Origin of the sequence: Bradyrhizobium sp. 138 (genome assembly GCF_023074075.1) — a bacterium.
GTDB lineage: Bacteria > Pseudomonadota > Alphaproteobacteria > Rhizobiales > Xanthobacteraceae > Bradyrhizobium.
Map to the genome: position 1 here is coordinate 1 of NZ_JADPKT010000053.1, position 24,018 is coordinate 24,018.

Genomic DNA, 24,018 nt, shown 5'->3' on the forward strand with positions numbered 1-24,018 from the left:
TGGATTTGGAAATGGAGGGCTGGCTCATGCGGATTCTCTCTGAAAGAACACAGAGCCAGAAACCACATTCACCCTCGCGGGGAATTGATTGAAATCAAGATAGGCGTTTCAGTCGTCGTCTCGGACGGACAATTTCAGCGATTGCTCCCGTATTTCTGCGGAGCCGCCAAGTTCCCTCTCGCCTTCTGGGAGAGGGCAGCGCCGCCGGGAGATTCAAACTCACTCGGGCGAGGGGTATGGCTCCGCGAGCGCAGAATCGTAAGGTGGGCAAAAAAGCGCACTTGCGCCGTGCCCACCATCCATCCAACACCGCGGCAGAAATGGTGGGCACGCTTCGCTTTGCCCACCCTACGACTCATAACAAGGGGAGAAAGGAACAAGTCAGTCCCTTGCCGTCGCCTTGAGTGCCGCGATGACGTCCTCGCGGGCGATGATTCCGACCAGCTTCTGCGCACTATCGAGCACGATGATGCTCCTGATGCGGTGTTCGACCATGATCTGGAGCACGCGCGTCAGGCGCGTGTCGGGACTGACATAGATGAACTCGGGCGTCATGACGTCGCCGACCTTGCGGCTCATCAGGTCGTGATAGCGGGGCAGCATCTGGCTCGGCGTGAAGGCGAAGCATTTCAGGATGTCGAACTTGGTGACGATGCCGACCACCTGCCCGTCGTCCTCGACCGGATAGGAGTTGAAGTCGTCGGTCTCGAACATCTCGCTGAGCTCCAGCAAGTCGCGGTCGCGCTGCACCGCCTTGACGTTGCGCGTCATGTAGCCGTCGACGGTCTGTTCAATGAATCTGTACACCGCGCGTCCTCCTCGATTCGATTCCGTCAGCCGTCAATGCGACAGCAGCACGCCGCGGGCAGTCTGCGTGACCAGATGCTGGGTGACGCCGCCCAGGATCAGTTCACGAAACCTCGAATGACCATAGGCGCCCGCTACGATCAGGCCCGCATCGACGTCGCCGGCGACTTTCTCCAATTGCGCGGCGGCGGTTTCGTTCCGGCCGCCTTCGCAGATGCGTGCCGTCGCGGTGACGCCGTGGCGAGCGAGCCAGGCGGCAACGTCGGTGACGCCGGCCAACACGACCGAACGGTCGTCGTCGCGTTCCGGAATCGTGGCGATGGTGACGTCCCTCGCCTTGCGCAGCATCGGCAGCGCATCGGCCACCGCCCGCCGCGCCTCCGGCGTGTCCATCCACGCCACCAGCACAGTGCGCAGGTCGAGCCAGTTGGCACGGTCGGGGACGACGAGAAGCGGGCGGCCGGCCTGCATCACCAGATCCTTGGGGCTTGCGAGCGCGAACGCGTCGGAGAAGGCCGGGCTCTGCCCGCCGCTGACGACGATGTCGGCGCAGCGCGCCTGAGCCAGTGCGAATCGCGCCGGACAATCCATGGCGCTGCGCCACTCCGCATGTCCGCCACGATTCCTGGTAGCGGCACGGAACTGCGCCTCCAGGCCGGCGAGCCGCCGCTTGATCGAAGCTTCGCCCTCGTCGATCAGCGTTTGCGCCTCGGCGCCGTCGGTGAAATAGAGCGGCGGCGCGAACTGCGCCGCGGCGACCCCGACGATATCAGCCTCGAATCGTTCGGCGAGTTCACCGGCGACCTGAAGACGCGCTTCGTTGGACTGATCGAGCGCCAGGCTGACCATCACCGTCGCGTATGTCATCGGAGTTCTCCAGTGCAAGACTTCAGTAAGATTTACGCCTGCCTCCGCACATGGAGATGAGATAGATCAAGGAGGCCGCTGGCACCGTCTCGCCGTCAGTGTGCAAGCGACGGAACTTGCCTCCGACCCGGCCTTGGGCGACATTAGGAAGCGGTAACCGCGTCCGGGGCCGCCGCATCAGGATAGGAGCATCATTTGTCGCCGACCCGCGTAACGCAGTCGCAGGACGATGGTCGGGGCGAACGTTTTCGGGTTCGCATCGAAGGGTTTGGCGTTGGCACCTGGGATCTCGACCTCGCGACACGGGAATTGGACTGGTCCGATACCGCCAAGGCTCTGCTCGGCATCGAACGGGATCAGCCGGCGAGCTACGACCTGTTCCTGTCGCAGCTTCAGCCTGCGGACAGAGAGCGGGTCGAGAGCGCAATCAAGCACGCTTCCGAGCGTGGCGGCAGCTTCGACGTGTCTTTCAGAGTCGCGAATGCCTCCGGCAGCGGGCAGTGGATCCGCGCCCGGGCCGGACTCATTCGCGACGAAGCCGGCGCCGCCCGTCATCTCAGCGGCATCTTTCTCGACATCGACGAGGAGAAGCAGGTCGAGGAGGCGCTGCGCACACGCGAGACCCACCTCCGCTCCATCCTCCAGACCATTCCCGACGCCATGATCGTCATCGATGGCCATGGCATCATGCAACTCTTCAGCACCGCTGCGGAGCGCCTGTTCGGCTGGTCCGAGCACGAGGCGATCGGCCAGAACGTCAGCATCCTGATGCCGGAGCCCGATCGCACCCGCCACGACGGCTACATCGCCCGTTACCGCACCACAAACGATCCGCACATCATCGGCATCGGCCGCATCGTGACCGGCAAGCGCCGCGACGGCACGACTTTTCCGATGCACCTGTCGATCGGCGAGATGGAATCCGGCGGCGAGCCCTATTTCACGGGCTTCGTCCGCGACCTCACCGAGCATCAGCAGACCCAGGCCCGGCTCCAGGAATTGCAATCCGAGCTCGTCCACGTCTCGCGGCTGACCGCGATGGGCGAAATGGCCTCCGCGCTCGCCCACGAGCTCAACCAGCCGCTGGCGGCGATCAGCAATTACATGAAGGGATCGCGGCGCCTCCTCGCCGGTAGCAGTGATCCCAACACGCCGAAGGTCGAAAGCGCGCTGGATCGCGCGGCGGAGCAGGCCTTGCGCGCCGGCCAGATCATCCGGCGCCTGCGCGACTTCGTCTCGCGCGGCGAGTCGGAGAAGCGGGTCGAGAGTCTGTCCAAGCTGATCGAGGAGGCCGGCGCGCTCGGGCTCGCCGGTGCGCGCGAGCAGAACGTGCAGCTTCGCTTCAGCCTCGATCCTGACGCCGATCTCGTCCTTGCCGACCGCGTGCAGGTCCAGCAGGTGCTGGTCAATCTGTTCCGCAACGCGCTCGAAGCAATGGCGCAGTCGCCGCGGCGCGAGCTCGTCGTCGCCAACACCCGCGTCGGCGACGACATGATCGAGGTGGAGGTCTCCGACACCGGCTCGGGCTTCCGCGACGACGTCATTCCGAACCTGTTCCAGACCTTCTTCACCACCAAGGACACCGGCATGGGTGTGGGGCTCTCCATCAGCCGCTCGATCATCGAGGCTCACGGCGGCCGCATGTGGGCCGAGAGCAACGCAGCGGGCGGAGCGACATTCCGCTTCACCTTGCCGGCAACCGACGAAAGCTGATTCATGACGACAAGGGACATGTCTACGTCATCGACGACGACGCCGCGATGCGCGATTCGCTGAATTTTCTGCTGGATTCCGCCGGATTCGGCGTCACGCTGTTCGACGACGCACTGGCCTTTCTCGATGCCCTCCCCGGCCTCAGCTTCGGCTGCGTCGTCTCGGACGTGCGCATGCCCGGCCTCGACGGGATCGAGCTGCTGAAGCGGATGAAGGCGCAGCAAAGCGCGTTCCCGATCGTGATCATGACCGGTCATGGCGACGTGCCGCTGGCCGTCGAGGCGATGAAGCTCGGGGCGGTCGATTTCCTGGAAAAGCCGTTTGATGACGACCGTCTCATCGCCATGATCGAATCGGCGATCCGCCAGGCCGAGCCCACCGCCAAGAGCGAGGCCGTCGCGCAGGACATCGCCGCCCGCGTCGCGTCCTTGAGTCCCAGGGAGCGCCAAGTCATGGAAGGGCTGATCGCTGGCTTGTCCAACAAGCTGATCGCCCGCGAATACGACATCAGCCCGCGCACCATCGAGGTCTACCGGGCCAATGTCATGACCAAGATGCAGGCGGGCAGCCTCTCGGAGCTGGTCCGGCTGGCGATGCGTGCCGGCATGCTCAACGATTGAGGCAGGTCAAGGCACCCTCGCGGCGCCGTGCTAACCAGAGACATGATCGAGGTCAGCTCACATCGTGCGCGGCCGTCGTCCCTCGCACAACTTACCGTCTTTGTGGTCGACGATGACGCCGCCGTCCTGGGATCCCTGCGGTTCCTGCTGGAGACCGATGGCTTCGCCGTGCGGACCTTCAGGAGCGGCACGGCGCTGCTCAATGTCAGCGGTGCGCCTGGACCCGACTGCTACGTCATCGACTACAAGATGCCGGACATCAATGGCATCGAGCTGGCCGGCCATTTGCGCAAGTCCGACCGCGACGCGCCTGTGATCCTGATCACCGGCTATCCCGACGAAAACATCTCGGCTCGCGCTGCGACCGCAGGCATCAAAAACGTGGTTTTGAAGCCGCTTCTCGACGAAAACCTGGTCAAATGCATCCGCCACGCCATTCAGGACCGTCCTGGCGCCTACCTACGGGATTCTACGTAAGGTAACCCCCTTAAGATATCGCTCGAAATTTTCGAAGCCCGCGATACCGCGTACCAAGGCGTCATCACAACGGAGATGGCGCAAATGCTGACCCAGACGCTCAACACCCAGGCGATCAATACCCAGATCGTCGGCAAGATTGCTCCCGCCCATCCCGTTACCGACCAGTTCGGCGCCATCACGGGCCATGTCGGCCTCGTCGCCACCGAGTTCTCCTACCGCAAGGACGAGGAGATCTATGGCGAGGACGAGCCGGCCGAATACGTCTACCAGGTCGTGTCAGGCGCAGTGAGCAGCTACAAGCTCTTGTCCGACGGCCGTCGCCAGATCGGTGCCTTCCATCTTCCCGGCGACGTGTTCGGCCTCGAATCCGGTCCCGTTCACCGCCTTGCTGCCGAAGCCATCATCGACACCACCGTGCGTCTCGTGAAGCGTGCGAGCCTCGAGAAGGCTGCAGGCACCGACGTCCAGGTCGCCCGCAAGCTCTGGGCGATGACGGCCTCCGAGCTGCGCCATGCCGAGGACCACATGCTGCTGCTGGGCCGCAAGACCGCGATGGAGCGCGTTGCCACCTTCCTGCTCGAAATGGACCGCCGCCTCGCCGTTGCCGGCATGATGGCGTTGCCGATGTGCCGCCGCGACATCGGCGACTATCTCGGCCTCACGCTCGAAACCGTGTCGCGCGCACTGTCGCAGCTTCACGCCCAGGGCATCCTCGGTTTCTCCGGCGCCCGCCAGATCTTGCTGCGCAACCGTCAGCGCCTGCAGCATCTCGACGCCTGATCGGCCCCGTGACTTGGCCGGCCGAACCCGCTTCGGCCGACTTTTCCTTTTGCGGCGATCATGCCGTGCGTCGGGTTTCCGGCATCACCAGCAGGATCAGAAGCAGCCCCGTCGCGGCAACGCCGGACAGCCCGATGAAGGCGGTCGCATTGCCGAACTTGTCGCTGACATAGCCTCCAAGCGCCGTACTGAGTGACGCGCCGATGCCGGTCGCGGTGCCGACGATGCCCTGCGCCAGGTTGAAATGGCCGCTGCCGAAAGCGACGTCGGCCACGATCAGCGGAATCATCACCGCGAACACCGCCGCAGTAAGGCCGTCGAACACCTGCACCGCTACCAGCAGGTACGGGTCGCGTACGGTCGCAAACAGCAGGCCGCGAATCACCAGCGCGCCGAATCCGATCAGAAGCAACGGCCGCCGGCCCCACGCTTGCGCCTTGCGGCCGACCGTCGGCGACAGCAGCGCCACGATCGCCTGCGGGACGATGATGCAGGCGGCGACGAGCACCGTCGCCCATTGGCTCGACCGTGCCGTCACCGCGCTCGCCATCAGCGGCATCATCGCGGCGTTCGCGAGTTGCAACAGCAGCACGCTGAGGGCGAAGACGATGAGCGGACGCTGCCGGATCAGGTGCCAGACATTGGTGTCGCCGCGGTCGGCCGCCTCGCGCGGCATCTCGCCGTGACAGCGCGCAATGTCGACCTCATGCTCGCGGATGCGCGAGAGTGCGATCAGGGTCGGAATTGCGAGCAGGAAGGTGACCAGGAAGACCGAGCGGCTCGACAAGAGATAGCCCGCGGTGCCCATCACCGCCGCTGCGACGCCGTTGCCAAGCGAGGCAAAGCGCGCATTGCGGCCGAGCCGCTCGCCGATCGCGAGCGGGCCGACCAGGCCAAGGCTGATCGCCGCGATCGCCGGCCCCAGCACGCAGCTCGCCGCCGCGTGCAAGGTCGCGGCGGCCACCACGACGGGGAAGATCGGCATTGCCGCATAGGCCAGCGCGCAAGCGCCGATCGTCGCGATCGCCAGGGCGGCGACCAGACGCTCCGATTTCGCGGCATCGATGATCGCCCCGCCCGGCATTTGCCCGAGCAACGCGACGATCCCGCCGATCGACAGCACGAGGCCGATCTCGACCTGGGTCCATTTCTGCGTGGTCAGATAGACCGCGATGAAGGGACCGAATCCGGTCTGCACGTCGGCGAGGAAGAAGATGAACCAGTCGAGGCCGCGCAGGCTCTGGCGCGACGGCGCCGGAATGCCAGCGGCCGATGGCACGGCGACGTTGTCCTGTTCGGCGCGGCCATCGCGATCTGCATGGTTCGGCTTCCTCGACAACAGCACGGCCGGTCAGCCCTCCCCGCACCTCACTGGATCGCTTGCAGCGGTTGAAGGCTGCCGGACGCGCCGAGCACGACGATCGGCGTGTCCTCCTTGTATTCCGGCGCGGCCGCGACCTGCGCCTTGGTCAATTCCAGCGTGATGCTGTCCTTCTTGTTGGCGATCTTGCCGAAGCGCAGTGCGTTCCAGTCCACCACGATCTTGCGGCTGCCGACGCCGAGAAACCCGCCGAAATCGATCGCAGCGGCGCGGACATGGCCGCCGCGATCGACGACGACATCGACGATGCGGCCCATGTCCTCACCGGCTGCACTGCGCACGTCGCGGCCGAGCACGCCGTGGGCCTCGCTCGCGCCGATGATCGTCACTGACGGCGGCGGGGCGGCGTCCTTCGGCGTGACGGGCACGGTCGAAGCCGGTGGCTGGGTCGCCGGCGCAGTCGCCTCACTCGGGCCTGTAGGCGGCTCGTCTGCGGCACGCGAGCTGTCGACCGTCTGGCTCGCGACGACGGCTATGCCCAGAATCAACGCTTGGATCGCACGCATGACGCCCTCCTTGCGCGCCGCTAGCGCGCCAGCACGATCGAGACCTGGATCTGGCCGCGCGTGCGCATCACCTCCAGCGCCACGTCGTCGCCGTGGCGGCTGACGCGAAGATCGACGCTGGACTCGCCCAGGCGCAGATCGCGCAGGATCACCTCGTTGAGGAAGGTCGGCAGATGCGGGTTGCGCAGACGAATCTCGCCGCGCGCCACGTCGAACTCGAGGCCGAGGGCCGCCTCCAGCAGCGTGAACGGCGTCGCGCTGGCCCAGGCCTGCGGCGCGCAGGCGACCGGATAGAGCGTCGGGCCGCGCCGTTTCTCGCGCCGGAAGCCGCAGAACAATTCGGGCAACCGGCGCAGGTCCATGTAGGTCGCGGCGTCGAATAGCCCCTTGAAGACGTGCGCCACCGAATGCTTGAGGCCGTAGCGCGCAAGCCCGAGCGCGATCAGCGCGTTGTCATGCGGCCAGATCGACCCGTCATGATAGGACATCGGGTTGTAGCGCACCTCGCCTCGCGCGACGGTGCGGATGCCCCAGCCCGAGAAGAAATGCGGCCGCATCAGATCGGCTGCGACGAGCCGTGCGCGGTCTTCGCGGATCATGCCGCTGAACAGGACCTGACCGGCGTTCGAGGTCCGCACCTTGCACGGCCGTTTCTTGCCGTCGAGGGCGAGCGCGTAGGTGCCGAGCTCTTCACACCAGAACGCCGCCTCGAAGCGTTCGGCCAGCGCCCTGGCCTCGGCCTCGAGCTTGCGCACACGGTCCGGCTTGCCGAGCCGCAAGGCGCAACGCGCGGCGAGCTGCTTGGCGGCATAGACGTAGCCCTGCACCTCGGCGAGCGCGATATTGCCTTCCGCGAGCTGGCCGTCGGCGTGGAAGATCGCGTCATACGAATCCTTCCAGCCCTGGTTGGCCAGCCCCTTTTCGGTCGCGCGCTGGTATTCGACGAACCCGTCCTGGTCAGGATCGCCGGGACCGTCGATCCAGGCCAGACCCGCCTCGATTGCCGGCCATAGTTCGATCAACGTCGCCTCATCCCCGGTGCGCTCGAAATAGCTTCCGGCGAGCAGGACGAACAGGGCGGTCGAATCGACGCTGCCGTAATATTGCGCAAACGGCACCTCGCGCAGCGCCGCCATCTCGCCGCCACGCATCTCGTGCAGGATCTTGCCGGGCGCGGCATCGGCGAGCGGATCTGTCGCGGTGGCCTGGAAATGCGCGAGCCGGCGCAAGACGCCCTTGGCGACGCGCGGATCGACCCACAGCATCTGGAGCGCGGTGATCAGGCCGTCGCGGCCGAATGTCGTCGAGTACCAGGGAATGCCGGCATAGGGATAACGTCCCTGCGGCGTCTCCGTCATCAGCATGTTGAGGTCGGCCATGGCCTGGCACAGCACCTCGTTGAAGATGTTGTTGGAGGTCTCGATGCTGGCGGCGCCCATCGTGGACTGGCGCATCTCGCGGCGATGGGCGAGCAAGCCCCTGAAGAAGCGCGCAGGCTTCTCCGCGATCGGCCGGTTGCAGGCCACGGCCACAAACAGCGATTCCGATTCGTGCGGATCCAGTTCGATCTGCCAGGTCGCGGCATTCACCGACAGCCGCGTCGGACGCGGGTCGAAATGCAGCCCCGTGGTGCGCTCGGCGTCATCGAGACCGCGATATTCGAACAGCACGTCGGTCGGCCCGAGCAATCTGCTCGTGCCGGTCCCACGGCGCGGGCGGCGCTCGCCGCGGACCTCGAACAGATCGGCAAAATCGCTGTCGAACAGCAGCGTCAGCTCGAAGCTGGCGCGCGCATCGCCGTGGTTCTGCACGCCGATGCGCTGATAGGCGGTGTCGCGCCACAGGAAGATGGTGCGCACGATGTGCAGCAGGTCCTTCTGAAACACCAGGCGGCCCTGACGGTAGATGTCCGGATTGGTCAGGTCGACGGTCAGCGCCGAATTGTCGTCGCGCAGATTGGAGCCGAGCAGCAGCGGCTGGAGATCGTCGAGCACGAGCTCCAGCCGCGCCAGATAGCGCGTGTCGTAGTGAAACAGTCCGTCCGGCCCGCCGGCGGAGGCGCCGATGTCGCCATGGCTGTCGAGCACGATGAACATGTCGTCGTGCTTGAGGGACCGCCGCGGTCGTGCGGCGGGCCCGGTCATCGGGATGTAGAACGTCTGCTCCGCGACGGCGTCCACCGTCTGCGATACGGAGATGATCTGGGTTACGGCTTCGGCTGCCATGAGCTGCTCCCCTGCGCCTTGCTTCGAAACGCAACCAACGCGAACGCGACTGTTGGGTTTACGCGGCGAACTTCGCGAGCCGGCTCATCTCCTGTGTCACCAATTCCCGATAGGGACCGTGGCCCTGCATCAGGCGGTCCGGCGCGCCGTCCTCGATGATCTTACCATTCTTCAGCACCACCACGCGGTCGAAATTACGCAGCGTCGCGAGCCGGTGCGCGATCGCGATCACCGTGCGGCCCCGCATCAGCCGCGACAATGCCTCGCGGATCGCCTCTTCCGATTCGCTGTCGAGCGCCGCGGTGGCCTCGTCCAGCAGCAGAATCGGCGCGTCCTTGAGGAACGCACGTGCAATCGCGATGCGTTGGCGCTGGCCGCCGGACATCTTGACACCGCGGTCGCCGACCATGGTGTCGAGACCATCCGGCAGGCTCTCGACGAAATCGCAGCGCGCCGCGATCGCCGCCCGCAGCACCTCGTCGTCGGTCGCGTTCGGCCGGCCATAGCGGATGTTCTCGCGGATCGACCGATGAAACAAGGAGATATCCTGCGGCACGACGGAGATCGCCTCGCGCAGGCTCAGCTGCGTCACCTTGGAAATGTCCTGCCCGTCGATGGTGATGCTGCCCTCATCGACGTCGTAGAAGCGCTGCAGCAGGGTGAACAGCGTCGATTTGCCGCCGCCGGACTGGCCGACCAGACCGACGCGCTGGCCGGGCTGCAAGCGCAGGCTGAACCGCTCGAAGATCTTCTCGCCGCCAGGATAGCCGAAGGTGACATTGTTGTAAGCGATCGCCGCGCCGCTCTTCACCAGCGGCTCGGCCTCGGGGTGATCGCGCAGCTCGTGCGGCACCAGCAGCGTGGCGATCGCCTCGGTCAGCCGCGCGACGTGCTGGGTGACGTCGACCAGCGCCACCGCGAGATCGCGCGTTGCGCTCAGGATGGAGATGCCGAGCGTACAGACCAGCACGACGTCGCCGGTGGTGGCTTCGCCCTTCTGCCAGAGCGTGACTGCCCAGGCCATCAGCGCGATCGTCAAAAGCACGGTCACAGCGGCATGCAACAACCGCAGCTTTTCCAGATAACGCAGGCTGCGGCTTCGCGCGGTCAGCTCCCGGTTCACGGTCGCGTCGAACCGCTCGTGCTCGTGGCCGATGCCGCAGAAGGCCCGTACCAGCGGCATGTTGCTGATGACGTCGATCATCTCGCCGTCGACCACGGCAGCCTTGTCGGCGAAGTCGTCGTGCAGCGGCTTGCCCGCGGCGGCGAGATGGAACATGGCAACCACCATGCCGCCGGCAATCACGATCAGGCCAAGCGCCATGTAAGGACTGACGGTTCCAATCAGGGCGATTGCCGCAATTGTGGCAATGCAAGGCGGCAACACATTCCAGACGAACATGTTCTCGACCGTGAATACCGCGTTCGACGTCGCCGTGATGCGGCTCGTCAGCATGCCCGGCATCCGGTCGGAGAAGTAACTCGGCGCGTGCCCGGTCAGATGACGAAATATGTCACGGCGTAAATCACCCGTGACACGAACGAAGGTGAAGCTCGCGGTCCAGCTCGCGATCCGCCACAGGAAGTTGTCGGCAGCGATCAGCGACATGAGTAAAATGAATGCCAGCCATACGTTTCCACCATGCGATGGTCCGGCGGACAGGCCGTCGACCAGCGACTTGACCCCGTACTGCGTGCCCACGGAGCAGGCAACGGCGGCCACGACAGCGGTCAAGATTACCAGATGCGACGCGAGACGACGCCGGAGATAGCGCAAGACAAAGGCAAATGGCCTGCGCGCGTATCCAGAAAGCTGATCCATATGGCTATCGCCCCGTTATGCTTGATTTTCGTTTTGTCACTGATCGACTGAACATCGACCTGTTCGCCTCGGTTCCCGGGCCGGGCGATCACGACATGCGGATGCGGACGATCTGAGAAGATGTAGTGGCAGTATCGAGACGGCCCGCGGACGTGTCGAATATGTAACGTTCGCAGGAAGGAACTTCGCAACTGCGGGAACGTTCCCTTGTCTGGCATGCCGGTGCCATACTGGCGGGGGTTTCAACTTCATGATCGCAGAGGAGATGGTGAGATGCGCATCGCGCAGGTAGCTCCGTTGACGGAGGCTGTTCCACCCAAGCTGTATGGCGGCACCGAGCGGGTGGTGCATTGGTTGACGGAAGAACTGGTGGCCCTTGGACACGACGTGACGCTGTTCGCCAGCGGCGATTCGCAAACCTCAGGCAAGCTGGATGCGCTGTGGCCCCGGGCGTTGCGCCTCGACGGTTCCGTGCGCGATCCCAATGCGCTGCACATGGTGCTGCTTGAGCGCGTGCGGCAGAAATGTGACGACGAGGAATTCGACTTCCTGCACTTCCATCTCGATTACTATCCGTGGTCGCTGTTCCACCGGCAGCCGACGCCATTCGTGACCACGCTGCATGGCCGGCTCGATCTTCCGGAGCACCAGCCGGTCTTCAATACCTTCTCCAAGATGCCGGTGATCTCGATCTCGAATGCGCAGCGGCGTCCGGTGCCGCAGGCGAACTGGGTCACGACGATCTATCACGGTCTGCCGGAGAACCTGCTGACGCCGAAGCCGGCCAAGCAGGAATACCTCGCCGTGCTCGGCCGCATCGCGCCCGAGAAGGGCGTCGACCGCGCCATCAAGATCGCGACCCATTGCGGCATTCCGCTGAAGATCGCAGCCAAGGTCGATCGCGCCGACCAGGATTACTACGACGAACTGATCCGGCCGATGATCGAGAACAATCCGCTGGTCGACTTCATCGGCGAGATCAGCGATCACGAGAAATCGGACTTCCTGAGCGGCGCGCTCGGACTTCTGCTGCCGATCGACTGGCCGGAGCCGTTTGGTCTCGTGATGATCGAAGCCATGGCCTGCGGAACGCCGGTCGTCGCCTTCAACCGCGGCTCGGTGCCGGAGATCATCGACGAGGGCCTCACCGGCTTCATCGTCGAGGACGTGATCAGTGCCGCCGGGGTGGTCAACCGCCTGCCGCAACTCGACCGCACCGCGATCCGCAAGCAGTTCGAGACGCGCTTCACGGCGCGGCGCATGGCGCTGGACTATCTCGCGGCCTACCGCAGCCTCGCCGAGGAAAAGGCGCCGCGGATCAAGCTGGTGAGCAGCGCGGAGTAGAGCGCACCCTCTCGCCACATCGCGGCTGCCAGTCAAAGCGCCCTATCCCCTTGTAGGAGAGGGCTCAAGAACAGAGCGGCATACTCACTTGGGTGAGGGGTTGCTTCCGCAGAGAAACTTTCTCCAGAGAGAGCGACCCCTCATCCGTCTTCGCTTCGAGAGCCACCCTCTCCCACAAGGAGCCCCATAAGGGGAGAGGCTGCCCCGAGTGCGCAGCTACATCCCCAGCAACCGCGGCAGCCACAGCGACAGGCCTGGCCAATACGTGACGACCACCAGGAATCCCAGCATCGTCAACAGCCATGGCCACACCGCGACCGTGAGCTCGGTGATGCCCATCTTGGCGATGCCCGAGGCGACGTAGAGATTGAGGCCGACAGGCGGATGGCACAGGCCGACCTCCATGTTAACAGTCATCAGGATGCCGAAATGAATGGGATCGATGCCGAGCTTGACCGCGACTGGAAACAGGATCGGGGCCATGATCAGGATGATCGAGGACGGCTCCATCACGTTGCCCGCCACCAGCAGCAGCAGGTTGACGAGCAGCAGGAAGCCGATCCAACCCAGGCCCTGGTCGATCATCCATTGCGCGAGCGCCTGCGGCACGTTCTCGTAGGTCATCAGGAACGAGAACAGCACCGCGTTGGTGATGATGTACAGCAGCATCGCCGAAAGGTTCGCCGATGACAGCAGCACCCGCGGCACGTCCCGCAGCTTCAGATCCTTGTAGATGAAGACCGCGACGATGAAGGCGTAGACCGCGCTGACCGCGGCGGCTTCGGTCGGCGTGAACAGGCCGCTGTAGATGCCGCCGATCACGATCACGATCAGCAGGATGCCCCAGATCGACTTGCGGAACGCGTCGAGACGCTCGATGAAGGTGGCCTTCCGCATCCGCGGATAATCGTTGCGCCAGGCCCGATAGAACGTCGTGGCGCCGAGCAGCGAGGCAAGCGCAAGCCCCGGCACGATACCGGCGATGAACAGCTTTCCGACCGAGCTGTTGGTCGAGACAGCGTAGAGAACCATCGGGATCGACGGCGGGATCAGAATTCCGAGGGAGCCCGACGTCGTGATCACGCCCGCGCCGAACCGCTTCGGAAACCCTTGCGCCACCATCGCCGGCAGGATCACCGAGCCGATCGCTACCACCGTTGCCGGCGAGGAGCCGGAGATCGCGGCAAACAACGCGCAGGCGACCACGCCCGACAGCGCAAGACCACCGTACCAATGGCCGACCAGCGAGGTTGCGAAGGTGATCATCCGCCGCGCCACCCCGCCATGGGTCAGGAAGTTGCCGGCGAGGATGAAGAACGGGATCGCCATGATCTCGAAATTCTCGATGCCGGTGAACAGCTTCAACGCCACCGATTCCGTTCGCACGTCGGTCAGCGTGAACATGAAGCTGAGCACGGTGAGACCAAGCGCGATCGAGATCGGCATGCCCGTCAGCATCAACGAGAGCAGAAGCGCGAACACGATGGCGACGCGCAGGCCCTGCGGCAAGGTGATGACGTGGCCCGCATGCGCGAAGCATATTGCGACGATCAGCACCGGCAGCAGCATCAGGATCCAGCCGAGCGGGCTGCGCTCGTCCCGGACCACTTGGATGGGCGTGACCGGGGCCGGATGCACCGGGTCCACGTCGACGCCCTCGACGCCGGCCATGTCGTGATGCGGCAGCTCGCCGGTGTGGTAGAACGACCAGGCGACCTGCAGGAAGCGGAAGCACATCAAGCCGGAGCCGAGCGGGATGGTGAGATAGACCATCCACATCGGCGCTTCCAGATCGTTGGACTGCTGGCCGGTCTGCCACATCTGGCCGACGAAGGCGGCGCCGAAATAGGCGACGATCGCGGTGAATAGCGCGCCGCACAGCAGGCCGAAAGTGATGACGCGCCGGCGCGATCCGCCGGGAAGGATATTGACGAGCACGTCGACGCCGACATGGATGCCGGTCCGCACGCCGTAAGCGGCGCCGAACTTCGCCATCCAGATGAACATGTAGATGCAGAGTTCCTGCGCCCAGGACAGGTCGAGCGCGGCAAGCCAGACGAACGCCGCGCGGGTCGGGACGGCCAGGAAAGTCAGGTTGCGGGCTTCCGCCCATTTGGCGATGTCGATCGACAGCCCGGCGCCGTAACGGTGCAGCACGGCGACGAAGATGAGCGACGTCGCAGCCGCGATCATCGTCGCGATCAGCCATTCCTCGAGATGATCGAGAAAACGATTCAGCACACGCGGCAACTTGGTCTCCCCAGCATTGGCTCGTCCATTCGGATACGAAACGGTCGGGAGTGCGATCACCCCCGACCGTTGCTTTTGTTCTTGTTAGGGCGTGGCCGTCAGTTCATCTTGACGTCGAGTTCCTTGGCGAGGAGATCGAGCACCTCCTGCCCGACCCTGCCCTTTGCCCATTTGTAGGTCGGCTGCATGGCCTCCTGCCACGCCTTGCGATCGGCGTCGGTGAGGTAATGCAGATTGGTCTTGCCGGTCTTCTTGATCTCGGCCAGCGCGTCCTCGTTCTCCTGACGCGCGATCGAGTTGGTGTAGTCGGTCGCCTCCGCCATCGCCTTGTCGAGCTGGGTGCGGATATCGGGCGGCAGCCCGGACCAGAACTTCGAATTGACGATGACGGCATATTGCAGATGCGCGTGATAGGACACGGTGATGTCCTTCTGCACCTCGTAGAACTTCTGCGTCAGATAGTTCGATGCGGTGTTCTCGCATCCGTCGACCACACCGGTCTGCAGGGCCTGGTAGACCTCGGAGAATGCCATGATCTGCGGGATCGAGCCCATGATGCGGAGATATTGGTCGGCGATCTTCGATCCGGAGATGCGGAACTTGAGGCCCTGGAAATCGGTCGGCTTCAGCAAGGGACGGTTGGAGGAGAGCATGTGGAAGCCATTGTCCCAATAGGCGAGCCCGGTGATGCCCTTGGTCTCGAGCTTCTGGAACAGCCACTTGCCGATCGTGCCCTTCATCGCGTTGGAATAGGTCGCATCGTCCTTGAACAGCCAGGGCAGATCGAGCGCCTCGAACTCCTTGATGCCAAGCGGCGCGAATTTCGCGGTCGAGGGCGCGAGCATCTGCACCGAGCCGAGCTGCAGCGCCTCGATCTCCTCCTTGTCCTTGTAGAGCGTGGAGTTCGGGTAGACTTCGATCTTGACCTTGCCGTCGGTGTATTTCTCGGCGAGCTCCTTGAACTTCAGCGCGCCCTTGCCCTTCGGGGTGTCGTTGGCGACGACATGGCTGAACTTGATGACGATCGGAGTTTGAGCCTGCGCAACGACAGGGGCCAGAACGAGTGCGGCCGCCGCGACCGCGAGGAGCAGTTTGCGCATGAAGACCTCCCCAACAACCTCGAAAACCCGGTTCTTCTTATTTTGCAGGTCAGTAGTGGCAGCAATCCGCGAGCCGAACAACTAGACCTAAGCCCAATTTGCCGCAGCCAAGCTAGCTTGGCGAGCGCGGTCTAGGCAACCCGGCCCCTCGCCCGTCCAAGGAAACGAGCGCTTATGCCGCATTGCGGCACTGCACTCAGCCTTTGCGCTGAACAACCATAAAGAGGCGCCGGAACGGGAACAGGGTCTGTCCCGCCGTATTCTTCGGATAGGCCTTCGCAACGCGCGCGCCATAGGCGGCTTCGAACGCGATCTTCTCGTCGCCTGCGAGCACGTCGAGATAGCGCGTCAGCCAGGTCCCCTTGGTCCATTCCTTGACGGGGTTCTCACCCTCGAGCACTTGCAGATATTCGGTCTCCCAGATGTCGATGTTGGCCGACATCGGCGCGAGAAGATCGTGATAGAAGGCCGGCCCCTCGACCGGCGGCGGCGTGACGAGATGTTCGACCTTGGACCGCCACGGACCGTCGAGCGCGGTCTCGCCGATCAGCACATGCGAGGGCGCGGTAAAGTTGCGCGGCATCTGCACGGCAAGCATGCCGCCAGGCGTCACCTTCTCCATCACCGCGGGAAACAGCGCCGCATGATCGGGCAGCCAGTGCAGTGCGGCATTGGAATAAATCAAGTCGTATTGCCTGGCGGGGCGCCAGTGGCCGAGGTCTTCGTGCGACCACTCCACATCCGGCGCTGTCTTGCGCCCGGCCGCGACCATCTCGGCCGAACCCTCGACGCCGGTCACGCTTGCCTCCGGCCAGCGCTCTTTGATCAGCTTTGTCACGTTACCGGCGCCCGCCCCGAGATCGGCGATCGCGCGCGGACCGAAATCCGGAATCCGCATCAAGAGGTCAACGGCGGGCCGCAGCCGGTGGCCGGAGAATTTCAGGTATTGCTGCGGATCCCAGACCATCGCCCGACGCCTTTTCTTTTTGATGTTTCCTTCGCCAAGGCTCTTGTCCTTAGTCAAGGCTCTTGGTTACCACTGCTCATCCCCGTCGGGCAAATCACCCGACCGGACAGGGCAGGAAACGAACAGCAGCAAGCAAAAGCAAATAAGAGAGCGTGTGACCATGGACCTCGGGCTCAAATCGAAAACCGCTGTTGTCACGGGAGCGAGCATCGGCATCGGCCGCGCCATCGCCAAGGGCCTGGCCGCCGAAGGCGTGCGCGTCGTCGGTGTGGCGCGGCGCACCGACCTGCTTGCCGAGTTGGTGAAAGAGGCAGGCTTCGGGCTGATCACGCCGTTCGAGCAGGATGTCATGGCCAAGGACGCGGCGGAGCGGATCGCGGCCTTCGCGCTGAAAGAGCTCGGCCATGTCGACATCCTCATCAACAACGCCGGCGGCAGCCGGCCTCTGCCGGTCGATGCGCCCGACAGCAAATGGGACGAAGCCATCGCACTGAATTTCACCAGCTACCGCCGCATCGCGCATGCGCTGCTGCCGCAGATGATCGAACGCAAATGGGGCCGCATCGTCAACATCACCGGCAAGTCCGAGCCGGAAGGGCTCAACGCCGCCTTTGCCGCCAAGGCCGCCGTGCACGCCTGGGCCAAGGGCCTGTCGCGCGAGATCGGCAAGCACGGCATCACCATCAATTGCATCCCGCCCGGCCGCATCATGAGCGAGCAGATCCGCCGCAACTACGCGCCTGATTATCGCGAGCGCTTTGCAGAAGAGGAAATCCCGGTCGGCTATTGGGGCGAGCCGGAAGACCTCGCCGCACTCGCGGTGTTTCTGGCCTCACCGGTGGCGCGCTACATCACGGGCACGGTGATCCCGGTGGATGGGGGGCTGAGGCGGTATCAATTTTAGGAATTCGCGGGATGCGTTCGGTATCGCAAGGCGTGAGTGTTGCGGGCGGCCTTTTTCGACAGCATCCAAGGTGAACCATGATGGGTTCGCAACGGCTCTACCCATCCTACAGGCTGCATTGCCAAAGCCCCTGAATGGGCAAAGATCTAAATAGTATGATGTATGCAACAGCCTGCTTTGCGAGAATAGGGGCAAGCTCTCCGCAGTTCTCCGCGCTTGATCTCGACTGATGCCTCTGTTTGGATAGTTTCGTTCGGGCAATTCGCATTTCGGATAATCATGGTGAATGAAATAAATGGATATCCTCGTTCGTCGGGTGCACGTTCACGAGAAAGCATCATGACCGTCCACCGCACGGGAATCGGCAATCGGCTACTGGCGGCGTTACCGCCTGCGGATCTCGGCTTGCTCACGCCGTATTTCCAGAAAGTCTCGTTCGAAACCGATGCCGTCCTGGTGCGATCGGGCGATGAGCTCGACCCGGTTTATTTTCCTCATAGCGGCGCAATCGCCTTCATGCTCGATATGCCGGACGGGCAATCGGTCGCAACCACCCTGATGGGACGGGAAGGCGCTTTGGCCTCGTTTTCCGTGCTCGGCCCGGCGCTTTCATCCGTGACCGCGATTGCTCGCATGGCCGGCACGGCGTCGATGATTTCCGCCGCCAAATTCAGGGCTGCCTATGCGCAAAGTACAGCCATCAGGAATGTCGTGCAGGTCCACGCCCGCGCCGTGTTATTGCAGCTCCAGCACGTAGCCGCTTGCAACGCGCTGCACCGGGTGGATGGCCGCATGGCGCGCTGGCTCCTGCAGCTTCACGACCGCGTTCCCGACGACCTCCTGCCGGTGACGCAGGAGGCGCTTGCGCAACTGCTTGGGGTGCGGCGAACGACAGTGACGCTGACGATGAGCAAGCTACGCGAGGCCGGCGCCGTCCCGTCCGACCGGCGCGGGTTTATAGAGATCGATCGGGCACGGCTCGAGAGGGTCGCATGCGATTGTTATGCGCTCATGCAGCACAACATCGACCGGATGTATTGCCAGGAATTGTCGGCACCGCAGCCCGCCGACCGGCCATTCCGGCAAAGCGTCATCGGCGCCTCGGAGGGAGCGGACGGTGACTCCAGATGCGCTTCGCGGGCCGGAAAATAATAGGGAGCAGAGCCTACAATCGCGATTTAGGTCGCGGATTCCCATCCGCTGCTCCAATCGGGCGACGCAGGCTGTCATTTTCCCGAACCGCACGGTGATCCCGGCGGATGGGGCTGAGAAGGTATCAGTTCTAGGGGCGGACGCCTGAATCCCCCGGCCCGCGAACGCATGCGGTGCCCAATTTGGCACGCGGACCTTACGGTTTGACGTAGCTCCAGCCCTGTTCCTGCAGCTCCATGACGCGGACGACACCGGATTTGACGACCGTCGCCTGCGGGATCAGGTTGATATCCTTGTTCTCCGCCTTGCGCATGTTGTCCTGGGTGTTGCCGCAAGCCTTGAAGGAGATTTCGGGATGGCTCATCGCGAGCACCTCGATGCGCGGCTTGACCGGCGAGGTGTCATCGCGCAGCATGTGAAGGCCGGGACCAAAGGTGACGACCTCGATCGACACTTGTTCACCAAGATCGCGATAGTATTGCGCGACGTTGCTCGCATTGTTGAGCGTGAGGTTCATCATCGCAGGTTCGTTGGAATTAACCTGCAGCACCAGCCGGTGCGGCTTTTTCGCGCTCTCGTTTTTTGTAGCCTGAGCCATCTTCGTGTTGTTCGGAGGATCCTGCCTGATTGCGTGATTCTGCCGCGGCTTGCTCGCCTGCTTCTGTGCACCCGGATGCTTCGGGTTGCTCGCTTGGCTCTTCTCGTGCGCCTGCGGGATCCACTGGTTGTCCTGCTGCGCCTGCGCGCTTGGTCCGACCAGAAGCAGCATCGCCAAGCCGCTGATGACTGCCATCGCCAATCTCGGATCGATCATCTCGTGTCTCCCATTCCCTGACCATCACCTACCCGGTCTGGCGACGGCATGTGGCCATTTGCATGCAGCTGCCATTTTCTTGCGCACGTTTTCGAATCCGCTGAGCAGGAATTGTCCGTCTTGCACCGGGCCAGTGCGGTTGGAAAGGCCCACAACGATGTGACCGTCGTCGGGTAGTGAGCTTAACAACTTCACGACGTCGCCCCCGAAAGCGACGCCGGAGCCGAACGACGGCGACGCTGCTGCGAGTTGCATTGGCGTATCCGCATTCAGCCGAAAGGAGATGACGTATTCGTTGGCGCTGCGTGACAGCGCCGGTCCGGCGACTATGACTTCCGTGCGGCCTCTGCGGCAGTGGATTGCGAGTTGCATCGCGGCGCCACCCGAGCTGCCGACAGACGTGGCGGTGGCGGTGACGACCGGCAGATAATCGACTGGCGAAGTCGTCTCGCTGACGATCCAGCCAGCATCCCGGCTCCCCCGACCGGACGGTGGAATCTTGCGCGATAAGTCTTGCAGACATTCCAGCCGGGCTTGTCCCTCCATCGCCGAACAAGCCCTGAGTGTTTCCAAGGGATCGCGCGTGCTTTGCGCGTAGGCGATACCGCAGGCGACGTTGAAGGCGATAGCGAGCGGAGGAGCGGCAGTCTTCATGGCCTCGCCTGCACGCTGCGCGCTTTGCGATCCAGCCATTCCTGCGCGGCTTGGAAGCGGGTGAGACCCGGGACGGTTGCTGCAAGATTGATCGACTGCCATTTCGGATCGTAGCCTGGTGCCTGCAGGCGGTCGATGCGCGAGAACAGGTACTCGACAAGGCGAGCCACGCGTTGGTAGCGATTGGAGCGTAGCGGCCAGTTGAAAGCGACAAGCGCTGTCGGGACCGCAATGGTCGAGACCCGCTCACCTTGCTTGATCAGATTAGGATACTCATTCGCGTCCAAGGTCGCGGGCAGATAATAGTCCTCGAACGTCTTGTCATAACGGATCGGGAGAAATTTGAATCCAGCCTCCCAGCGGCCCTTTACGAAGGCGTCGACGGGTTTCGACGTGATGAAAACCACGGCCGACATTTCGCCTTTACGCATCTGTTCCAGGGCAACTTGATGCGGAATGAATGTCTTATCGACATCGATCCCCAGACGGCTGAAGATCAGTGGGCCTGAATAGGCGGCCGCGGTGCCCAGAGTGTTGAAGTTCACCCTCTTGCCGACAAGATCCTGCAGGCTTGTGATTTCTGGCCGCACAAAAATGTGCAGCTCGGATGGGAAGAGATTGAGCAGATAGGTGATGCGGCTTCGGATCTGCGGTGCCTGAATCTTATACTCCTCGAGCGCATCGGAATTGATGATGGCAGTATCGACGCCGCGCAAATAGAGCAGCGCATTCAGATTGTCGGTCGCCCCCCGGGTGACGATCGGCAGGAGATGCAGGTCTGCTCCGTCGTCGACGACGCGAGCCATTTCTGCGGCAAGGCGGATCGGCGCGCCCTCGAGCAGGCCCCCGGCGAGCCCGACCGTCCAGGCGTTCATCCGGTCTTTTTCGTTCTCTTTCGGGAGCGGTCGGACGATCTGTGCATCGGCCTTGGCATTTCTCGCCGTTTGCGCTTCCAGGCAGGTCGTTTGAAGCATCATCGCGACCGGCACCAACCAAGTGAGCAGGGGCAACGAGCGTGACTTTGGCGCCTTGTTCATGTCGTTCCCTTCCGGCTCAGCCACCGCAAGCTTTCGTCCCTCAGACTGCAGAAGCTCATTCTCAGGGTCGCAACGCATCCAGCCGTTCCTTCGCTTCGCGAATACCGCCCCTGTGTGCCTTCGCGTAGAGTTCTCGCGCCTTGGCCGCTTCCCCGCGCGTTCCGTAAGTGCCCCAGGCGGAAAGAACCGCCGGATCGTAGGTCTCGGCGAGCATGAAGCTTGCCTGCGCAATGTCTTTCTCGGCTGCGAGCTCGAGTACAATGCGTGCTCCACCAATATTTCCCTGATCGAGCAGCGCCCTGGCACGCGGGATCAAACGGGCTTCCGCCTCGTTCCGGATTGCGGCGGTCGGCGGCTCCGCCACTTCCACGCTCCGCGTCGCCGGCAAGGCCGGGGCGTCATTCACTTGCTCGGCGAGGACGCGCGCATCGGTGGACCGCCCCCCTGATGCAAGCTCTCTCTCCCTGGCCTCGGTCTTGCTCAGCTCCTGTTGCAGCGACTGCCGCAGTTCACTGATCTCTCGTTTCGCTGCCTGTCTCTGCTGCGAGGCCGCATTTTCAGCCTCCCGCAATTGCATGTTGCGGGTTTCGATCTCACGGCGCATTTCGGCAAGTTCGCTCTCCAGCGCAGCGGCGTGCGCCTGAGCCTCTTCGAGTGCGCGGCGCTGTTGATCGGCATTGGCAACTGCGGCCTGCGCTGCTTTGGCCTCCGTCATGAGAACGGCATTCTTTTCCTGCTCCTGCGCCAGGGACTGCCGCAGTTCCGCAATCTTCAGCCCCGCTGCCTGGCTTTGCTCCGCGGTCGCAGCTTCCGCCACAAGCAAACGGCGGGGCATTCCGGCGAGTTCGCTCGCGAGCGCGGCGGCGCGCGACTGCGCCTCGTGGCGTTCCTGCTCAGCACTTGCCGCTGCTGTCTGTGCGGCGTTCAACTGCCTTGCGCGGACGGCGCTATTTTCCCGCTCACGCTGCAGAGACTGCTCTAGTTCTGCGATCTCCCGCTGCGCCGCCTCTTTCTGCTGCGCGGCCAAATCCTCCGCCTTCCGCGATCCTGCGTCACGGACGTCGATCTCGCGGCGGAATTCGGCAACTTCGTTCGCGAGCGCAGCGCTGCGCGCCTGCTCCTGTTGCAGCGACTGACGCAACTCGTCCGCCGCAATTTTTGCCGCGTCCGCGTGCTGGACCGCCTCCTCAAGTTCCCTGCGCGCCCCGTCCAGTTCACTGGCGCGCGCATTACTTTGCAAAGCATCTCGATCGGGCCATGGCTCGGGTTGCACCATGCCTACCGGCACCGCGTACGTCAGGGCTCCCTTAGCTTCTCGCTGCAGGAGTGCTTGCGACCCCGCCCCTATTTCCGGCCGTTGGTCGAGGCTGAGGGCGTTCTCGCCGCCGATTGGCGTCATTTCCGGAATCGTTCGTGCGCCGAAAGTGTCGAACACACCCAGCAAGGCCGCTCCAATCAGGATGGCGGGAAGCAAAATGACAGCCGCTGCGAACGGCTTGCCCAATGGTTCGCCCTCTGGGTCAATGTCCTCAGTTTCGGGATACCAATGGGTCGGCTCGGCGTTGACTGCAGCGCCGTCTCTGGAGACCCATTTGCCTGCTTGAGGCGACCAGCGGGCGACATCGACAGCCCCGGTCGCATCTTCCACCCAGATGTCTTCTCCGTCCCTGGGTGCAGTATCAATCGGTCGGCGCATCGATCACGCCTCGTTAGATAACGGCTAGAGCGGCGCGACTGCTCCGCCTGTTTCGCAGTTCGGCATTGAAGAAAAATCCTTAGATCGAAATGACTTGGCAGGTTGCCTGACTGGCAATTAAATAATTAAATTAGTTTAATAATCATATATTTTGAACCAAATGCGGAGTCAAATTAAATCGGCCTGATACGATATGCGGCGCTAAATCAGGCGCCGTTTGCTTCCTGTTGTATCGCCTTCATTGCGCAGCCGAGCATGGCGTCGTCCGCGGTAAACCCAAGCCCGTACATCGTATGGGATATGGGCGGGGCACGGCGAACATGCGAAGCTGACGGCGTTTCGCAGCGTCTCGGAGCTGAGGAGTGACCGATGCGCCTTGCATTGCCCTATTTGGGGATTGGCGTCTGCTTGTCTCTTGCGACCTGGTTGGCGTTGGGGCTCGTATTCGAGTGACGGTTTTCCACCACGGCCGCTCGACCGGCAGCTCTGACGGCTGCGCTCCCTTCAAGATCCTGTCGACATAGGCTGCCGTGCGCCTCACCATCACGTTGACGTCGGGACCGTAGGACATCAGTCCACCGCCGGACGCCCAGGCACCCCAACCGCCGATCAGCGGCAACCGACGCTCGTCCGCATAGGCGACGATGCGGGACATCAGGTTTATCATCAGCGTCGAGGTGATGATGTAGACTGAATCGACCTGGGCTGTCGTCTCCTGCTTCGACGACGATCGTTGTCCTGGTGGCTCGGGCAGCGCTCCCAAGGGCAAATACCTGCCCCGCATCTACAGGCGACGTCGCACGCTCGCGAACGTCTTTTCCCTGATCGTCGCCGCGTTAACATCCCGCCAGTGTTTTGCCCGACGGGTCAACGTCATGGCGGTAACGAATGTCGTCGCG

20 protein-coding genes and 1 pseudogene are annotated in these 24,018 nt (G+C 63.4%); 7 read left to right on the plus strand and 14 right to left on the minus strand.

The window, feature by feature from the left end:
• Positions 1–381 precede the first annotated feature (381 nt).
• Positions 382–807, minus strand: coding sequence for a CBS domain-containing protein (locus tag IVA79_RS18280; protein WP_247555116.1), 426 nt, complete (start codon positions 805–807; stop codon positions 382–384).
• A gap of 33 nt (positions 808–840) precedes the next feature.
• On the minus strand, positions 841–1,674 hold the full coding sequence (locus IVA79_RS18285; RefSeq protein ID WP_247555119.1) for a universal stress protein: 834 nt from the start codon (positions 1,672–1,674) through the stop codon (positions 841–843).
• Between the two features lie 195 nt (positions 1,675–1,869).
• Here IVA79_RS18285 and fixL point away from each other — a divergent pair, with 195 nt between their 5' ends.
• The 4 genes from fixL (at position 1,870) to IVA79_RS18305 (ending at position 5,267) form a co-directional block, all read left to right on the plus strand.
• Positions 1,870–3,387, plus strand: a complete 1,518-nt coding sequence (gene fixL / locus IVA79_RS18290) for a sensor protein FixL (protein WP_247555124.1) — start codon at positions 1,870–1,872, stop codon at positions 3,385–3,387.
• Positions 3,387–4,007: a response regulator FixJ gene (fixJ, locus tag IVA79_RS18295; protein ID WP_346658194.1), complete on the plus strand. Its 621-nt coding sequence runs from the start codon at positions 3,387–3,389 to the stop codon at positions 4,005–4,007. Before fixL ends, fixJ begins: the two co-directional genes overlap by 1 nt.
• 42 nt (positions 4,008–4,049) lie before the next feature.
• Complete coding sequence (locus tag IVA79_RS18300) at positions 4,050–4,484, plus strand: response regulator (protein ID WP_247555127.1); 435 nt, start codon at positions 4,050–4,052, stop codon at positions 4,482–4,484.
• Between the two features lie 84 nt (positions 4,485–4,568).
• Entirely contained in the window at positions 4,569–5,267 is a 699-nt protein-coding gene (locus tag IVA79_RS18305) for a helix-turn-helix domain-containing protein (RefSeq protein ID WP_247555129.1), read from the plus strand.
• Positions 5,268–5,325: 58 nt separating this feature from the next.
• Here the strand turns inward: IVA79_RS18305 and IVA79_RS18310 are convergent, their stop codons facing one another.
• From IVA79_RS18310 to IVA79_RS18325, 4 genes are read right to left on the minus strand one after another with little or no spacing between them, the layout of a single operon-like run.
• Positions 5,326–6,612, minus strand: a complete 1,287-nt coding sequence (locus tag IVA79_RS18310; RefSeq protein ID WP_247555131.1) for an MFS transporter — start codon at positions 6,610–6,612, stop codon at positions 5,326–5,328.
• 23 nt (positions 6,613–6,635) lie between these two features.
• Complete coding sequence (locus tag IVA79_RS18315) at positions 6,636–7,154, minus strand: PRC-barrel domain-containing protein (RefSeq protein ID WP_247555133.1); 519 nt, start codon at positions 7,152–7,154, stop codon at positions 6,636–6,638.
• A gap of 20 nt (positions 7,155–7,174) precedes the next feature.
• Complete coding sequence (locus IVA79_RS18320) at positions 7,175–9,379, minus strand: amylo-alpha-1,6-glucosidase (RefSeq protein ID WP_247555135.1); 2,205 nt, start codon at positions 9,377–9,379, stop codon at positions 7,175–7,177.
• A 58-nt stretch (positions 9,380–9,437) separates the two neighbouring features.
• A complete protein-coding gene (locus IVA79_RS18325) occupies positions 9,438–11,201 on the minus strand; it encodes an ABC transporter ATP-binding protein (RefSeq protein ID WP_247555137.1) in 1,764 nt (587 codons plus the stop codon).
• Between the two features lie 273 nt (positions 11,202–11,474).
• Between IVA79_RS18325 and IVA79_RS18330 the strand changes: the two genes are divergently transcribed.
• Complete coding sequence (locus tag IVA79_RS18330; RefSeq protein WP_247555139.1) at positions 11,475–12,545, plus strand: glycosyltransferase family 4 protein; 1,071 nt, start codon at positions 11,475–11,477, stop codon at positions 12,543–12,545.
• A gap of 216 nt (positions 12,546–12,761) precedes the next feature.
• Here the strand turns inward: IVA79_RS18330 and IVA79_RS37000 are convergent, their stop codons facing one another.
• The 4 genes and pseudogenes from IVA79_RS37000 to IVA79_RS18350 form a co-directional block, all read right to left on the minus strand.
• Positions 12,762–14,042: a TRAP transporter large permease subunit gene (locus tag IVA79_RS37000; protein WP_247555382.1), complete on the minus strand. Its 1,281-nt coding sequence runs from the start codon at positions 14,040–14,042 to the stop codon at positions 12,762–12,764.
• Positions 14,043–14,264: 222 nt separating this feature from the next.
• Positions 14,265–14,738 (minus strand): annotated as a pseudogene (locus IVA79_RS37005) (TRAP transporter small permease); the annotation flags it as partial.
• Between the two features lie 155 nt (positions 14,739–14,893).
• Entirely contained in the window at positions 14,894–15,895 is a 1,002-nt protein-coding gene (locus IVA79_RS18345) for a DctP family TRAP transporter solute-binding subunit (RefSeq protein ID WP_247555141.1), read from the minus strand.
• A gap of 196 nt (positions 15,896–16,091) precedes the next feature.
• Positions 16,092–16,862, minus strand: coding sequence for a methyltransferase domain-containing protein (locus tag IVA79_RS18350; RefSeq protein WP_247555144.1), 771 nt, complete (start codon positions 16,860–16,862; stop codon positions 16,092–16,094).
• A 160-nt stretch (positions 16,863–17,022) separates the two neighbouring features.
• Between IVA79_RS18350 and IVA79_RS18355 the strand changes: the two genes are divergently transcribed.
• Complete coding sequence (locus tag IVA79_RS18355; protein WP_247555384.1) at positions 17,023–17,766, plus strand: SDR family oxidoreductase; 744 nt, start codon at positions 17,023–17,025, stop codon at positions 17,764–17,766.
• Between the two features lie 339 nt (positions 17,767–18,105).
• Positions 18,106–18,918 (plus strand): Crp/Fnr family transcriptional regulator, encoded by an 813-nt coding sequence (locus IVA79_RS18360; RefSeq protein WP_247555145.1) that lies wholly within the window; start codon positions 18,106–18,108, stop codon positions 18,916–18,918.
• A gap of 196 nt (positions 18,919–19,114) precedes the next feature.
• Here IVA79_RS18360 and IVA79_RS18365 read toward each other — a convergent pair whose 3' ends face one another.
• From IVA79_RS18365 to IVA79_RS18380, 4 genes are all read right to left on the minus strand, one after another.
• Positions 19,115–19,732: a hypothetical protein gene (locus tag IVA79_RS18365; RefSeq protein WP_247555147.1), complete on the minus strand. Its 618-nt coding sequence runs from the start codon at positions 19,730–19,732 to the stop codon at positions 19,115–19,117.
• A 24-nt stretch (positions 19,733–19,756) separates the two neighbouring features.
• Positions 19,757–20,386, minus strand: a complete 630-nt coding sequence (locus IVA79_RS18370) for a hypothetical protein (RefSeq protein ID WP_247555149.1) — start codon at positions 20,384–20,386, stop codon at positions 19,757–19,759.
• A complete protein-coding gene (locus IVA79_RS18375) occupies positions 20,383–21,423 on the minus strand; it encodes a TAXI family TRAP transporter solute-binding subunit (protein ID WP_247555150.1) in 1,041 nt (346 codons plus the stop codon). The genes IVA79_RS18370 and IVA79_RS18375 overlap by 4 nt, the downstream gene beginning before the upstream one ends.
• Positions 21,424–21,484: 61 nt before the next feature.
• Positions 21,485–23,119 carry a hypothetical protein gene (locus IVA79_RS18380; protein WP_247555152.1) on the minus strand — a complete coding sequence of 545 codons (1,635 nt, stop codon included), beginning with the start codon at positions 23,117–23,119 and terminating at the stop codon, positions 21,485–21,487.
• Positions 23,120–24,018 lie beyond the last annotated feature (899 nt).

What these genes read in the sequence shown, in the direction of transcription:
- IVA79_RS18285 (WP_247555119.1), bottom strand. Translation starts at nt 1,674, where the DNA reads ATGACATACGCGACGGTGATGGTCAGCCTGGCGCTCGATCAGTCCAAC.
- IVA79_RS18300 (WP_247555127.1), top strand. Translation starts at nt 4,050, where the DNA reads ATGATCGAGGTCAGCTCACATCGTGCGCGGCCGTCGTCCCTCGCACAA.
- IVA79_RS18305 (WP_247555129.1), top strand. Translation starts at nt 4,569, where the DNA reads ATGCTGACCCAGACGCTCAACACCCAGGCGATCAATACCCAGATCGTC.
- IVA79_RS18315 (WP_247555133.1), bottom strand. Translation starts at nt 7,154, where the DNA reads ATGCGTGCGATCCAAGCGTTGATTCTGGGCATAGCCGTCGTCGCGAGC.
- IVA79_RS18320 (WP_247555135.1), bottom strand. Translation starts at nt 9,379, where the DNA reads ATGGCAGCCGAAGCCGTAACCCAGATCATCTCCGTATCGCAGACGGTG.
- IVA79_RS18325 (WP_247555137.1), bottom strand. Translation starts at nt 11,201, where the DNA reads ATGGATCAGCTTTCTGGATACGCGCGCAGGCCATTTGCCTTTGTCTTG.
- IVA79_RS18330 (WP_247555139.1), top strand. Translation starts at nt 11,475, where the DNA reads ATGCGCATCGCGCAGGTAGCTCCGTTGACGGAGGCTGTTCCACCCAAG.
- IVA79_RS18345 (WP_247555141.1), bottom strand. Translation starts at nt 15,895, where the DNA reads ATGCGCAAACTGCTCCTCGCGGTCGCGGCGGCCGCACTCGTTCTGGCC.
- IVA79_RS18350 (WP_247555144.1), bottom strand. Translation starts at nt 16,862, where the DNA reads ATGGTCTGGGATCCGCAGCAATACCTGAAATTCTCCGGCCACCGGCTG.
- IVA79_RS18355 (WP_247555384.1), top strand. Translation starts at nt 17,023, where the DNA reads ATGGACCTCGGGCTCAAATCGAAAACCGCTGTTGTCACGGGAGCGAGC.
- IVA79_RS18360 (WP_247555145.1), top strand. Translation starts at nt 18,106, where the DNA reads ATGACCGTCCACCGCACGGGAATCGGCAATCGGCTACTGGCGGCGTTA.
- IVA79_RS18365 (WP_247555147.1), bottom strand. Translation starts at nt 19,732, where the DNA reads ATGATCGATCCGAGATTGGCGATGGCAGTCATCAGCGGCTTGGCGATG.
- IVA79_RS18370 (WP_247555149.1), bottom strand. Translation starts at nt 20,386, where the DNA reads ATGAAGACTGCCGCTCCTCCGCTCGCTATCGCCTTCAACGTCGCCTGC.
- IVA79_RS18375 (WP_247555150.1), bottom strand. Translation starts at nt 21,423, where the DNA reads ATGAACAAGGCGCCAAAGTCACGCTCGTTGCCCCTGCTCACTTGGTTG.
- IVA79_RS18380 (WP_247555152.1), bottom strand. Translation starts at nt 23,119, where the DNA reads ATGCGCCGACCGATTGATACTGCACCCAGGGACGGAGAAGACATCTGG.